Origin of the sequence: Microbacterium sp. SLBN-146 (genome assembly GCF_006715145.1) — a bacterium.
Lineage (GTDB): Bacteria > Actinomycetota > Actinomycetes > Actinomycetales > Microbacteriaceae > Microbacterium.
The window spans coordinates 1416463-1429126 of the sequence record NZ_VFMR01000001.1; the positions used below are offsets into that span (position 1 = coordinate 1416463).

General features: G+C 70.3%; 15 protein-coding genes. 9 read left to right on the forward strand and 6 right to left on the reverse strand.

Annotation, left to right across the window (positions count from 1 at the left end):
• Positions 1-16: 16 nt before the first annotated feature.
• Positions 17-1282: an FAD-binding protein gene (locus tag FBY39_RS06035; protein ID WP_260837461.1), complete on the reverse strand. Its 1266-nt coding sequence runs from the start codon at positions 1280-1282 to the stop codon at positions 17-19.
• A 99-nt stretch (positions 1283-1381) separates the two neighbouring features.
• On the opposite strand from FBY39_RS06035, the gene FBY39_RS06040 reads away from it, so the two are divergent.
• Positions 1382-1720: an ATP-dependent DNA ligase gene (locus tag FBY39_RS06040; protein WP_186336925.1), complete on the forward strand. Its 339-nt coding sequence runs from the start codon at positions 1382-1384 to the stop codon at positions 1718-1720.
• Here the strand turns inward: FBY39_RS06040 and FBY39_RS06045 are convergent.
• From FBY39_RS06045 to FBY39_RS06065, 5 genes are read right to left on the reverse strand one after another with little or no spacing between them, the layout of a single operon-like run.
• On the reverse strand, positions 1689-2156 hold the full coding sequence (locus FBY39_RS06045; RefSeq protein ID WP_141931051.1) for a MarR family winged helix-turn-helix transcriptional regulator: 468 nt from the start codon (positions 2154-2156) through the stop codon (positions 1689-1691). The two genes, FBY39_RS06040 and FBY39_RS06045, sit on opposite strands and share 32 nt — an antisense overlap.
• 15 nt (positions 2157-2171) lie before the next feature.
• Entirely contained in the window at positions 2172-3029 is an 858-nt protein-coding gene (locus FBY39_RS06050) for an NAD(P)H-hydrate dehydratase (protein ID WP_141931053.1), read from the reverse strand.
• Positions 3013-3744 carry a histidine phosphatase family protein gene (locus FBY39_RS06055; protein ID WP_141931055.1) on the reverse strand — a complete coding sequence of 244 codons (732 nt, stop codon included), beginning with the start codon at positions 3742-3744 and terminating at the stop codon, positions 3013-3015. The genes FBY39_RS06050 and FBY39_RS06055 overlap by 17 nt, the downstream gene beginning before the upstream one ends.
• On the reverse strand, positions 3741-3965 hold the full coding sequence (locus FBY39_RS06060) for a CDGSH iron-sulfur domain-containing protein (RefSeq protein ID WP_141931057.1): 225 nt from the start codon (positions 3963-3965) through the stop codon (positions 3741-3743). The genes FBY39_RS06055 and FBY39_RS06060 overlap by 4 nt, the downstream gene beginning before the upstream one ends.
• Entirely contained in the window at positions 3965-5014 is a 1050-nt protein-coding gene (locus FBY39_RS06065; RefSeq protein WP_141931058.1) for an iron-containing redox enzyme family protein, read from the reverse strand. The genes FBY39_RS06060 and FBY39_RS06065 overlap by 1 nt, the downstream gene beginning before the upstream one ends.
• A 190-nt stretch (positions 5015-5204) precedes the next feature.
• Between FBY39_RS06065 and FBY39_RS06070 the strand changes: the two genes are divergently transcribed.
• The 8 genes from FBY39_RS06070 (at position 5205) to FBY39_RS06105 (ending at position 12555) form a co-directional block, all read left to right on the forward strand.
• Positions 5205-5681: an SRPBCC family protein gene (locus tag FBY39_RS06070; protein ID WP_141931060.1), complete on the forward strand. Its 477-nt coding sequence runs from the start codon at positions 5205-5207 to the stop codon at positions 5679-5681.
• Between the two features lie 3 nt (positions 5682-5684).
• Positions 5685-7157 carry an NAD(P)/FAD-dependent oxidoreductase gene (locus FBY39_RS06075; RefSeq protein WP_141931062.1) on the forward strand — a complete coding sequence of 491 codons (1473 nt, stop codon included), beginning with the start codon at positions 5685-5687 and terminating at the stop codon, positions 7155-7157.
• Positions 7158-7265: 108 nt separating this feature from the next.
• The gene (locus tag FBY39_RS06080) at positions 7266-7595 is read left to right on the forward strand and encodes a PadR family transcriptional regulator (protein WP_141931064.1); all 330 of its coding nucleotides are present in this window, start codon (positions 7266-7268) and stop codon (positions 7593-7595) included.
• A gap of 1 nt (position 7596) precedes the next feature.
• Positions 7597-7959, forward strand: coding sequence for a DUF1048 domain-containing protein (locus FBY39_RS06085; RefSeq protein ID WP_141931066.1), 363 nt, complete (start codon positions 7597-7599; stop codon positions 7957-7959).
• Positions 7956-8723 (forward strand): ABC transporter ATP-binding protein, encoded by a 768-nt coding sequence (locus FBY39_RS06090; protein WP_260837462.1) that lies wholly within the window; start codon positions 7956-7958, stop codon positions 8721-8723. Before FBY39_RS06085 ends, FBY39_RS06090 begins: the two co-directional genes overlap by 4 nt.
• A complete protein-coding gene (locus FBY39_RS06095; RefSeq protein WP_141931070.1) occupies positions 8723-9484 on the forward strand; it encodes an ABC transporter permease in 762 nt (253 codons plus the stop codon). The genes FBY39_RS06090 and FBY39_RS06095 overlap by 1 nt, the downstream gene beginning before the upstream one ends.
• A gap of 295 nt (positions 9485-9779) precedes the next feature.
• Positions 9780-10427 (forward strand): response regulator transcription factor, encoded by a 648-nt coding sequence (locus tag FBY39_RS06100; RefSeq protein WP_260837463.1) that lies wholly within the window; start codon positions 9780-9782, stop codon positions 10425-10427.
• Positions 10420-12555, forward strand: coding sequence for an ATP-binding protein (locus FBY39_RS06105; protein WP_141931072.1), 2136 nt, complete (start codon positions 10420-10422; stop codon positions 12553-12555). The genes FBY39_RS06100 and FBY39_RS06105 overlap by 8 nt, the downstream gene beginning before the upstream one ends.
• Positions 12556-12664: the final 109 nt, after the last annotated feature.

Sequence of the window (12664 nt, forward strand, 5' to 3'; positions counted from 1 at the left end):
TCGAGCGGGCGATCCGTCAGAGGAACCGAGCGAGGAACTCGTTGACGAAGACGCCGCGCGGATCGAGCTCTTCGCGGAGAGCGAGGAAGTCTCCCCATCGCGGGTAGAGGTGTGCGACGCGATCGACGGTGCCGTCGAGGTCGAACAGCTTGCCCCAGTGCGGCCGAGCATCGAAACCCGCGAGGGCGTCCTCGATGCGGGGGAGCGCCCGGCTGACGGCATCCTGATCCGGCTTCCACGTGAAATGGATGCCGATGACGTCGGTGTCGTACGCGGGCGACAACCACAGCCCATCGGCCGCGACCGTGCGGATCTCGCACACCTGGAGGAGGGGCGAGACAAGCCCGGTGAGGCTCCGGATGGCCTGGATCGCGTCGATGGCGTGACGGCGGGGGACGAGGTACTCGCTCTGCAGCTCCTCGCCGTTGGACGGTGTGAACTCGAGCTTGAAGTGAGGAAGGCGCGCGAGCCACGGTCCCGGCTGGGACAGCTGCTCCGTGCAGGACTCCGCCGAGATCCCTTCGAGAGGATGCACGGGCTCGCGGGCCTCCTGCTCGGTCGTGAGGAAGCCGGGAAGCTGCGCCGGCGCATCGAGGCGGCGCTTCACCCAGAGCTGGTCGATCGTGTCGGGATCGCGCCACGTCGTGAACATCGACGTGCTGTATCCCGACGACGTCACCGCCCCGAGGTCATCGAGCACGGCGTCGAGGGGGATGCCGCGATACACCGTCTGGGCGACGTCGAAGCTCGGCTCGATCGCCAGCTCGAGTCGCGTGACGACCCCGAGCGCGCCGAGGGACACGACCGCGCCGTCGAAGCGGGAGTCGCCCTCGCGCAGCTCGACGACGTCTCCTGATGCCGTGACGAACTCGACTCCCCTGACGGCGGAGGCGAGCGAGCCCACGGCATCCCCCGACCCGTGCGTTCCCGTCGCAACCGCACCGGCGATCGAGATGTGCGGCAGCGACGCGAGGTTCGACAGCGCCCAGCCCTCGGCGTCGAGTCCGCGCGCGAGTTCTCCGTACCGCATCCCGCCCGAGACACGGACGCGCTTCGCGGCTGCGTCGATCTCGATCCGGGCAGAGAGGCCCGCCATCGAGACATGTGTCCCCGTCGTGTCGGCGATCGCGTTGAAGCTATGGCGGGAGCCGACCGCCTTCGCGGCATCCGCGTGCGACAGGATGCCGCGCAGCTCGTCGATGCTCGTCGGCTCGACAAACCGGGAGAATCCGTATCGCAGGTTTCCCGACCAGTTGCGGTCGATGCGGGGCGCAGCTGTCACGGATCGAGCGTATCCGACGGGGGAGGACGATCGGCGGGAGATAGCTAGGCTGGTTAGCCGGAATTAGCCGTAGCGGCGCGGAGAACTAGTTTGGCCCACGTGGGAAAACTGCACTACGGCGGGCACCAGCGCACGTTCGACATCGACGATCGCCTGCTCTCCCATCTGCGTATCGTCTTCATGAACAAGCTGCGCCGAGCCGAGCCGTTCATGTTCCACCACTCCGACGCCGCCGGCACGACGAGCCTGTGGATCCACCCGGCCGTCTCGCTCGTCTTCCACTTCTACGGCGGACGCCCCGCGGAGATCAACCGCATGTGGGTCGAGCAGCTCATGCACGAGGCCAACAGTTCAGGCGGGCTGAAGGCGGCTCCCGAACCGACTGCCTCGATGGCCGGCGTCGGGGCTAACGGCACTCACGCTCGACTGCGGAAGTGACCTGATCGAGGAAGTGCGACAGCACCGCGGCATCCTCGGCCGACAGTCGCTCGGCAAGCCGGCGGATGTGGGTCGTGAGGGGGTCGAAGTCCTCCAGGTCGGCGTTGCGGTCGAGTGGCACGACGAACTTGCTCCGGCCGTCGTCGGGGTTCTTCGTGAACGTGACGAGACCGCCTTGGCGGAGGCCGTGGAGGATGCCGGCCATCGACGCCGTCGAAACGCCGACGTGCTCGGCGATGTCGGTCGGCGTGATGGGGCGGGATTCGTCCGCGCTGTCGTAGATGAAACGCATCGCCGCGCGGGCGGTCTCGCTGGGGCCGCACTGCGTCTGGCGTCTCCGTGACAGGCGGGCTTCCGCGACCCGCAGGCGCTCGACGGCGCGCGCGGCTTCATCCTTCGTGGCGGTAGCCGATTCCTTCGTCGCGGTAGTCGACATCGTGACCTGTTCCCTTCACGCGGAGGTCTGTGGAGCGAGTGTCTCATGCAGGGCAAGGGTCAGCTCGGCGGCGATGTCGCGCGCCAGGAAGCCGAGCCCCTCGCGGTCCGTGAGCCGGTCGCCCGCGCGAGCGTGGACCCATGCTCCCCAGGCCGCCGCCGCAGCGGGCTCCAGGCCCCGCGCCGCCATGCCCGCGATCGCCCCCGCAAGGACGTCGCCAGAGCCGGATGTCCCGAGTCCGGGCCCGCCCGCGGCGATCCGCCATGAGTTCCCGACGGCGTCCACGATGTCGCCGTAGCAGTTCACGACCGCGTCGTAGCGCTCGGCCACATCGCCGAGGTCGGCGATCCGGTCGTCGCCGAGGTCACGGCCGAGCAGGATCGCCGTCTCCTCGGTGTTGGGGTTCAGGATGAGCCGATCGGGGAGCATCGTGCGGTCGACATCGGGAAGGATGCCGAGGGCGTACGCGTCCAGGACGAGGGTTCGCGGCTCGCACTCCGCAACCCGCGTCAGCGTCGCGCGGGTCTCGCCGGGATCGTCGAACCCCGGGCCGACGAGGACGGCGTCCGCGCGTGCGATCTCGTCGCGGACGACGCGGGACAGTGGCTCCGTGGAGTCGTCGGGAAGCGCGAAGACCGCGGCCTCTGGGATGACAGCGCCCAGCTGCGCGTCCACCGACTTCGGGACGACGACTCCCAGCCGGCCCGCGCCGACCCGGAGCGACGCCTCGCCCGCCAGCACGACGGCTCCCGGCGTCCGCCTCGACCCGCCGACGACGATGATCCGTCCTCTGCTCTTCTTGGACTCACCGGGGTCGGGAAGCCCCCACGCACGCAGCGTGGACGGCGTGATCGTCTCACTCCGGTTCGACATCGGGGCTCCCCGGGTGCGCCGTCACATCTGCGCCCTCGACCTGGAGATGCGCGACGTTCGAAAATTCGACGAGACCCCAACCGTCGGACGATCTCTCGAGGTGCGTGACGGAGGCATTGAGCACGGTGCGCGATGCCGCGAACTCGAGGAGCTGAGACTCGTCGAGGGGAAGGAGGAGCGACAGGATCAGCATCACGACGGCGTCGTGCGCGACGATCAGGGCCGACTCCTCATGGCGCGCCTCCGCATCAGCGAGGAAGGACCTCAGTCGCAGTGCGACGTCGGCCCACGACTCACCGCCGGGCGGGCGATGGTAGTACTTGCCGAGGTGGCGGCGGCGCTCGGCCTCTTCGGGATGACGCCGCGCCACGCCCGTGCGGGTGAGCAGATCGAGGATCCCCAACTCGCGATCGCGGAGGCGCTCATCGATGAAGACGGAAGCGTCGGTGTCCCGTCCGGAAGCGTCGAGCCCGATCGCGAGCGTCTCGCGCGCACGCAGATACGGAGACGCGTAGAAGGCCTCGATCCCATCGCCGTGCCGAGCGAGCCAGTGGCCGAGGGCGGCGGCCTGTTCCCTCCCCGTCGACGACAGGGGGACGTCTGCGTCGCGCACGTCGATGGGGATGACCTCGACACCGTCGCGCTCCGCCCTCGTCGCGGCGACGTTCGCGATGCTCTCTCCGTGCCTCACGAGCCACAGTCTCGTGAGCATCATCGCCCGCCCACGTCCGCGGCGCCCGGCGACGTCCGGAAGCCCGTCAGTTTGTGCGTACCGTCGCACCACGGCTTGATCGCAGAGACGCCGCACCGGCACAGCGCGACAGTTCGGCGCGGCTGGCGGATCGGCTCCCCGTGCTCGTCGATGAGGACCGCCTCCCCGCGGACGATGAGGGGTCCGTCGGGGTACGCCGTGATGGTCGTGGGGCGGGGCTCCATCACATGGCCTCGCGCGCCCGCAGCGAGCTGCGGCCATCCTGCCAGGCCGCCAGGATGTGCTCGCCCACGCGCGCGTCGTAGGCGAGGCATGCGGCGGCGCCGAACACGATGTCGGCGAGCAGCGCGGGCTCGTCCTCGGCGAGAGCACCCGCCAGATCGTGGCCTGCGATCTGCTCGTGGACGGCGTCGGCTTCGACGTGCTCGTCGAAGTACGCGGTGACCTCATCGCCGAAGCCGAGGCGGCGGAACCCGTCGCCGTACATGCGGTTGGGGATCGACGAGGTCATCTCGAACGCCGCGAGGTGACCGACGATGGCGCCCCGTAGTCGCGCGTGCAGGCCGAAGAAGGACATGAGGTTGTGGGACGCGAGCGTGACAGCCGGTACGGCGTTCAGGTAGACGCCGTACGCGTCGTCGAGGCCGACGCCGCGGACCGTCCGCGCGAACATCGTGGCGTGGACGCGCGCGGGGTCACCCCCGCCGTACTCGTCGGACTGGATCTCGACGAGTGCGGCCTTGGCCCGGCCCGTCAGTCGCGGGATCGCCCACGAGTGCGGGTCGGCTTCACGCAGCGTGTAGATCGTGCGATGGATGAGGAATTCCCGCACCTGCTCGAGGGTCGCCGACTTCGCGACGAACCGCGACAGGCTCGGCCCGGGCTCGGGTGCCGTCAGTGCGAAGAGGAGTTCGGCGACGGCGGGTGCGGACGCTTCTGGGAGCTCCGGCAGATCGACGTCCCGGCGGATCTGCTCCTCGAACGCGCGCTCCAGGACGGCACGCGCCGCGAGCAGATGCGGATCCCACTCGCGGTCGGCGGCTCCGACACCGGCGTCCTGAAGCGATCCGTAGTGCAGGGAGTACAGCAGGAAGAGAGCGAGCTGCACGTCCTCGTCGCGCGAGACGTCGGTGCTCTCCGCGACGGCGCGCGCGGCGAGGCGGACGAGCGAATCTTCGGGGCCGTCGACGAGAGCGTCCAGAACCGCGCGGCTGAGCGGGCCGCGGGAATCCGCGATGGTCGAGCGTCGATCGAGCGGGACGGCTAGCGTCATTTGGGCTCCTCCTCGTGCCGGTGCACACCAGATTGTGCGTCAGCGTTCCCGCCTACACAGGAGGGTTGCGCCATGCGTGTGCCCGCGCTACACCCGGCGGTCTAGCGGCGACGTCGGGGCCCGTCAACCGCCTCGCGATCATCGAACCCGCCGTGACAAGCTGGAGGCTCGTCGCGATGAGGGGAGTCCCATGGCCAGGAACACGCGATTCCTCCACTGCTCACCGGACGACGTCTTCCGGGTCTTCCGCGACGCCTGGCTCTACCCCTCGTGGGTCGTCGGAGCCTCCCGCATGCGCGACGTCGACGACGCATGGCCGGCGGTCGGCAGCAGGCTCCACCACTCGTTCGGGGTCTGGCCGCTCGTGATCGACGACGTCACCGAGGTCGTGGACTGGTCGCCGTCGCACCGCTTCGCGATGCGCGCGAAAGGGTGGCCGATCGGCGAGGCGGGGATCGTCATCGACGTCAAGCCGCGCGGGGACGGCTGCGTCGTGCGCATCCAGGAAGAAGCCGTGCGGGGCCCGGGCCACTGGGTTCCCCGCGTGATCTTCGATCCGCTCATGCGGTGGCGGAACGCCGAGACACTCCATCGCCTCGCCTACCTCGCCGAAGGCATGGCCGCCCGTGCTGTCGAGCCCACGACCGCCGATCGAGAGAGGGACTGACGGATGCCGCAGGCGAGCGCCCGATCCGACCTCGACGCCGTCGTGGTCGGCGCCGGACCGAATGGGCTCGCGGCGGCCGTCACGCTCGCACGCGCCGGTCTGCGCGTCATCGTCTTCGAGGCATCGGACGAGATCGGTGGTGGAACCGCGACGCGGGAGCTGACGCTTCCCGGGTTCCGTCACGACGTCTGCTCCGCGGTTCATCCGCTCGCCTTCGAGTCGCGCTTCTTCCGGGAGTTCGGACTGCGCGAGCGGATCCCGTTCGTGCTGCCCGAGGTCTCCTACGCGCATCCGCTCGACGGTGGACGGGCCGGGATCGCCTACCGTGACCTCGCACGCACGGCAGAGGCACTCGGACGCGACGGCCGTTCGTACGAGGCGCTCATGCGCCCGCTCGTCCAGCGCGCAGGACGCGTCGCAGCCTTCACGGGGTCGCCCCTCGTGCGGATCCCCGACGATCCCGTCACGGCGGCGCTCTTCGCGCTCAGGTCGGCCGAGCAGGGGTCGTTCCTGTGGAACACGCGATTCACCGAGGACGTCGCGCCCGCCATGCTGACAGGCGTCTCCGCGCACGCGATCCTGCCGCTCCCGAGCATCCCGGCCGCCGGCGCGGGACTCGCGCTCACCGCCTACGCGCACGGTCGCGGCTGGCCCATCCCCCTCGGTGGCAGCCAGTCGATCGCCGATGCGCTCGCGGATGATCTCCGCGCGCACGGCGGTGAGATCGTGACGGGGACGCGCATCCGGGACCTCGACGAGCTGCCGCGCGCCCGCGCGACGCTCCTCGACGTCACGCCGCACGCCCTCGTGCGGATGGCGGGGAAGGGTCTCCCGGATCGGTACCGCCGCGCACTCACGCGCTTCCGGTACGGCAACGCGGCGGCGAAGGTCGACTTCGCGCTCAGCGCGCCCGTGCCGTGGAGCGATCCGCGCGTCGGCGAGGCGGCGGCCGTTCACGTGGGCGGCTCACGCGCCGAGCTCGCGGCGGGGGAGCGCGAGGTCGCGAGGGGTCGGATGCCCGACTCGCCCTACGTGCTGGCGTCGCAGCCGACGACGTGGGACCCGGGTCGTGCGCCGGAGGGTGCGCACACGCTCTGGACGTACACGCACGTTCCGGCCGGGTCCGACGTCGATCGGGCCGACGCCGTCATCGCGCAGATCGAGCGCTTCGCGCCGGGGTTCCGCGACACGATCCTCGCCGTCTCGTCGCGTACGGCGATGGACCTCGATCAGCACAACCCCAACTATCCGCTCGGCGACATCGCCGCCGGCGCCCCTGACCTGTGGCAGCTCGCCCGTCGGCCCATCCTGAGCCCGCGCCCGTGGCGCACACCCGTGGCCGGACTGTACCTGAGCTCGGCCTCGACCGCCCCCGGTCCGGGCGTGCACGGCCTCGCCGGGTGGTACGCAGCGCTCACGGCGCTCGAGGAGCGCTTCGGCACCCGCATCCGTCCCGATCTCTCCCCGCACGCCTGACCCCGCGGAGCGCCTCGCCCTTTGAGACGAGCGAGCTGGGGGTTGCGGCATCCGCTATTCAGTGTCACTATGTACCGGTAGTTAGCAACACTGAGTAGTAGGGATGCCATGGGCAAGCAGGCCACGGAGATGCTGAAGGGCGTGCTCGAGGGGATCGTCCTCGCGGTCCTCGCCCAGCGTGCGGCATACGGATACGAGATCACGTCGTGGCTCCGAGACGAGGGGTTCGCCGACATCGCCGAGGGCACGGTCTACGCGCTCCTCGTGCGGATCGAGCAGCGCGGACTCGTCGACGTCGAGAAGGTCCCCTCCGAGAAGGGCCCTCCGCGCAAGGTGTACTCGCTCAACGAGCAGGGGTGCGAGTACTTGAACGAGTTCTGGAGGACGTGGAGCTTCCTCTCAGAGCGACTGGAGCAGCTCCGCGAAGGGAAGAACTGACATGGCGCCGAAGTGGATCGAGGTCCTCACCGGATCGCTCGAGCAGAAGAAGCAGTGGCGGGCCTACAAGGCGCGCGTGGCCGGGTTCCCGAGCCCCTACCGAGAGAGCGTCGATGCGATCGAACGCTATCTCCTGTACGCGGGCGGCTCCGACACCGAGAGCATGATGACGATGCTCGACGACCTCGCCGATCTGTTCGAGCGCGCAGCCGCCGACGGCACTCCCGTGCACGACATCGTCGGTGACGACGCCGTCGAGTTCGTCGAGACGTTCAAGAGCAACTACGGCATCGGCGCATGGATCGCCAAAGAGCAGAACCGGCTCCGCGACGCGATCGGGCAGGCCGAGAAGGAGCAGTCGTGACCGAGGCGGCCATCCATGTCCAGGGCGTCGAGAAGTCGTTCGGCGCGCTCCACGTCCTCCGCGGCGTCGACCTCGACGTCGCGCGGGGCACGATCTTCGCGCTCCTCGGCTCGAACGGCGCGGGAAAGACGACTCTCGTGCGCATCCTCTCGACGCTCGCGAAAGCCGATGCCGGGACGGTCGCCGTTCACGGCTTCGACGTCGGTGCGCAGGCCGCCGAGGTGCGGCGGTCGATCAGCCTCACGGGCCAGTTCGCGGCCGTCGACGAGATCCTCACCGGGCGCGAGAACCTCGTGCTGGTGGCGCGGCTCCGCCACCTCGACGACCCTGGCCGCATCGCGGACGGTCTGCTGCGGCGCTTCGCGCTGACGGATGCCGCGAACCGTCGTGCCGGGACGTATTCGGGAGGCATGCGCCGTCGGCTCGACATCGCGATGAGCCTCATCGGGGACCCGCCGGTGATCTTCCTCGACGAGCCGACGACGGGACTCGATCCCGAGGGTCGCATCGACGTCTGGAACGCCATCAGGGAGCTCGCAGCGGGCGGTACGACCGTCCTCCTGACGACCCAGTACCTCGACGAGGCCGAGCAGCTCGCCGATCGGATCGCCATCCTCCACGAAGGGCGGATCATCGTGAACGGCACCCTCGCCGAGCTGAAGGCCCTCCTCCCGCCGGCGAAGGTCGAGTACGTCGAGAAGCAGCCGACGCTCGAGGAGATCTTCCTCGCCCTCATCGGCACCGACAAGAAGGAGGTCGCGTGATGACCGCGCACGTCGTCGGCGACACGACCGTCCTCACCGGCAGGTCGCTGCGTCACATCCTCCGCAGCCCCGACACGATCGTCACGACCGCCGTCATGCCGATCGCCATCATGCTCCTGTTCGTCTTCGTCTTCGGGGGTGCGATCGAGACCGGGGCGATGCCCTACGTGGACTATCTGCTCCCCGGCATCCTGCTCATCACGATCGCTTCGGGGATCGCCTACACGTCGTATCGGTTGTTCCTCGACCTGCAGGGCGGGGTGTTCGAGCGGTTCCAGTCGATGCCGATCGTGCGATCGAGCATCCTGTGGGCGCACGTCCTGACGTCGCTCGTGGCGAATCTCGTCTCGCTCGCCATCGTCGTCGGCGTCGCGCTCCTCCTCGGGTTCCGCACCGGTGCGGGTGTGCTCGCGTGGCTCGCGGTGTTCGGCATCCTCGTCCTCTTCACGCTCGCGCTGACGTGGGTCGCCGTCATCGCAGGGCTCTCGGCCTCGACCGTCGACGGCGCCAGCGCGTTCTCGTATCCGCTCATCTTCCTGCCGTTCCTCAGCTCGGCCTTCGTGCCGACCGACACGATGCCCGCGCCCGTCGCGTGGTTCGCCGAGAACCAGCCGGTGACCCCGATCGTCGACACGATCCGCGCGCTCTTCGCGGGGGATCCCGTGGGCGGCGCCATCTGGGTCGCGCTGGCGTGGTGCGTCGGCATCCTCGTCGCGGCCTACCTCGTCGCGAACCTGGTCTACCGCCGCCGCTTCCGCTGACGGGTGGCGCTCCGCCCCGGCTCTCCGCCTCCGCTCTCCGCCTCCGCTCTCCGCCTCCGCTCTCCGCCTCCGCTCTCCGCCTCCGCTCTCCGCCTCCGCTCTCCGCCTCCGCTCTCCGCCTCCGCTCTCCGCCTCCGCTCATTTGTCGCAAATGGTGGCCCCCGCGGCGTGGACCTCGCCCTTTGCGACAAGTGAACTGGTGGAGAGGTGCGAGCGGCGCGGGCCACGGGTAGGTGAGTGCGCGGGTGAACGCGTGCTCGGCCATACTGGGGGCGGGGGAGAGAGGAACGGCGCGGTGTCGGATGCCACGATGATCGCGATCGTCGACGACCACGAGCTCATCGCCCTCGCCATCCAGGGGATCCTCGCCGACACGGACGGCCTGGCGTTCGCGCGACACGCGCCCACCGTCTCTGCCCTCGTATCCCGCCCGCGCGATGCGGACATCGTGCTGCTGGACCTCAGCCTCCGCGACGGGAGCAGCCCCGCCGAGAACGTCGAGGCTTTGCGCGAGTGGGGTGCCGCGGTCGTCGTGCTGACCTCGGCGGAAGATCCCTACCTCGTCCGCGAGGCCGCGCGCACCGCCGCGGAGGGGCTCTTGCGCAAGTCCGCGCGGAGCGAGGTGCTGCGCGCCTCGCTGCTCGACGCGGCACGAGGACGGCTGGCGGTCAGCCCCGAGTGGGCCTCAGCGCTCGACACCGACCCGCTCATGGATGCCGCTCCCCTGACCGACCGGGAGCGACAGGTGCTCTCCCTCTACGCCTCCGGCTTGGGGGCGAAGCAGGTCGCGAGCCGGCTGTACGTCAGCGAGAACACGGTCGACGATCACCTTCGCCGCATCCGGAGTATCTATCAGCAGATCGGTCGGCCGGCGGCGACGAAGATCGACCTGTATCGGCGGGGCGTGGAGGACGGCTTCCTGCCGGGACCGACGCGTGGCTGACGTCGGGGGGACGGAGCTCGTCAGTCGGCGCGTCCTCGCCGTCACGGCGGCCTGCATCGTGGTCGTCATCGCTCTCGCCGCACCCCCCATGACCGGCGGCGGTGCGACGCTCCCCGACTGGTACATCGCCCTCGTCGGCACGGTCGTCGTCCTGGTCGTCGCCGTCGGCGTGCTCGCACCGTGGCTGAACATCCGGATGCTCCGCGTCGGCGCCGGCATCGGGGCGGCCGGATACCTTCTCGCGGTGATGGGCTTCACCGCGGCCATCCCCTTCACCGTCTCGCTCGAACGCGTGCCGTGGATGCTCTCGACGGTCGGACTGGGGTCGGGCCTCGCGCTTCTGGCCGGCGGGGTGCCGTTCGCGAGCTTCACCCTCGTCTACGGCGCGGTCATGGGCTTCTCGTACCGCCTGCTGTTCGGCGGACTCGACCTTGACGGTATCGTCAACGACCTGCAGAGCGTCATGACCGCTGCGGTCGGATGCTTGCTCGTCGCGCGCCTTCTCGACGTGAGCAGATCGACCGACCGTGCGCGGGCGACGGAGGCCGAGGCGAGCGCACGTGCAGCAGCCGAGCGAGGGCGACTGGCCGCGCGCAGCCGCGCCGCGGCGCTCGTGCACGACGAAGTGCTCGCGACTCTGACGATCGCTGCGACGACGGGGGCGGCGGCATCCATGATCCCGCGCGGCGCGGTGTCTCATCAGGCGGCGAAGGCGCGGACACTCGTCGAGCAGCTCGATCGGGAGGGCGCGTCGCCCGTGGGCGAGTTGCGCGCGCGGCTCGAGGCGCTCACGACGGCAGCGGATGCCGAACTCGACGTCGCACTCGCGTCGACCGTCGAACCGACCCCCGCCGCCGAGGAGGCGTTGCTCGCGGCGGTCCGCCAAGCGCTCGACAACAGCGTCCGGCATGCGGGTGCGGGGGCGACCCGGCGCGTTTCGCTGCGCGCGACGGCGGACGGCATCACGATCGAGGTCGTCGACGACGGGTGCGGGTTCGACCCAGATGCCGTCCCTCGGGACCGGCTCGGGATCGCGACGAGCGTGCTGCGCCGTGTCCGGGACGTGCCGGGCGGGGTCGCGTCGGTCCGGAGCGCCCCCGGTCAAGGGACCGTCGTCTCGGTCGGGTGGGCTCCGTGGCGTGGGACGCCCGCAGGCTCTCCGACCCGGACGCGACCCCTCCGCGGTGTCGTCATCGCGACGGTCGCCGTCTTCGTCGTGACCCAGGGAGCTGCCGCGACGGCGGCCGCGCTCGCCGGACCCGTCTGGTGGACTCCGCCGATCTTGCTCCTCGCTCTTCTCGTGCTCGGGGCGGTGCTCCGCGGCGCCGCACGGCCGGTGCCGTCGGCGCGGGTCGCCGGTCTGATCGCTCTCGGCGCCGTCGCCGTCGCTGTCGCCGGCGCGGCCGTCAGCCCCTACGGCTTCGGCGCGTGGTGGTTCGTCGCCGCGTCGGCGTTCGTGCTCGCCTTCCTCGCACTCTCGGGGCGACCGCTCATCGCTGTGATCGCGCAGTCCGCCACAGCTGTCCTGCTCCTGGCGATCGTGGGGGTACGAGACGACGACCTCGTCACCCTCGGCTATGCGATCACACGGCCTCTCCTGATCGTCGCCGTCTCGGTCGCCGTGTCGATCGTCATCGCCCGGCTCCTGCGCCGCAGGCGCCTTCTCGATACGCAGACCATCGCTGACGCGGGGATGCAGGCATGGGATGCTGCGGCTCGGGCGGAGCTCGCCCACGGCGCGACGATGCTGCGCGCGAGGGTCGTCCCCGTCCTGAACCGCCTCGCCGACGACGACCCGCTGGACGAACACGACCGCAGTGCCTGCGCGAGTCTGGAGGGGCAGCTGCGCGACGAGTACCGCGCGGGGGTCCTCGTCCGAGACCCCCTCGACGCCGCCGTCCGCGCGGCCCGCGCGCGCGGGGTGGACGTCGTCCTCCTCGACGACGGCGACGGATCGGCATCCGACGTGCTCGTCGACGAGGTCGCCCGGTGGATGGCACCGCTCGTCGACGGCGCGCGTCAGCGCGTGCTCGGACGGCTCCTCCCCGCCGGGCGGTCGACGATCGCGACGATCGTGACGGATGACGAAACCACCCTTTTCCGGGGTCGGGACGACCTTCCCGCGTAGCCGGCGATCCCTAGTGTTTCCGAAGGAGCTCGATCGATCGCACGCCGCAGGGGTCACGCCTCCGACGGTGCACTCGCCTGCACCTCAGGCGGCGTCCTGACGGTGTCGA

Bases quoted from the DNA above. Each gene is read 5' to 3' on its own strand.
- FBY39_RS06045 (WP_141931051.1), bottom strand. From the start codon at position 2,156: ATGTCGACTACCGCGACGAAGGAATCGGCTACCGCCACGAAGGATGAA.
- FBY39_RS06050 (WP_141931053.1), bottom strand. From the start codon at position 3,029: ATGTCGAACCGGAGTGAGACGATCACGCCGTCCACGCTGCGTGCGTGG.
- FBY39_RS06055 (WP_141931055.1), bottom strand. From the start codon at position 3,744: ATGATGCTCACGAGACTGTGGCTCGTGAGGCACGGAGAGAGCATCGCG.
- FBY39_RS06060 (WP_141931057.1), bottom strand. From the start codon at position 3,965: ATGGAGCCCCGCCCCACGACCATCACGGCGTACCCCGACGGACCCCTC.
- FBY39_RS06065 (WP_141931058.1), bottom strand. From the start codon at position 5,014: ATGACGCTAGCCGTCCCGCTCGATCGACGCTCGACCATCGCGGATTCC.
- FBY39_RS06070 (WP_141931060.1), top strand. From the start codon at position 5,205: ATGGCCAGGAACACGCGATTCCTCCACTGCTCACCGGACGACGTCTTC.
- FBY39_RS06075 (WP_141931062.1), top strand. From the start codon at position 5,685: ATGCCGCAGGCGAGCGCCCGATCCGACCTCGACGCCGTCGTGGTCGGC.
- FBY39_RS06080 (WP_141931064.1), top strand. From the start codon at position 7,266: ATGGGCAAGCAGGCCACGGAGATGCTGAAGGGCGTGCTCGAGGGGATC.
- FBY39_RS06085 (WP_141931066.1), top strand. From the start codon at position 7,597: ATGGCGCCGAAGTGGATCGAGGTCCTCACCGGATCGCTCGAGCAGAAG.
- FBY39_RS06095 (WP_141931070.1), top strand. From the start codon at position 8,723: ATGACCGCGCACGTCGTCGGCGACACGACCGTCCTCACCGGCAGGTCG.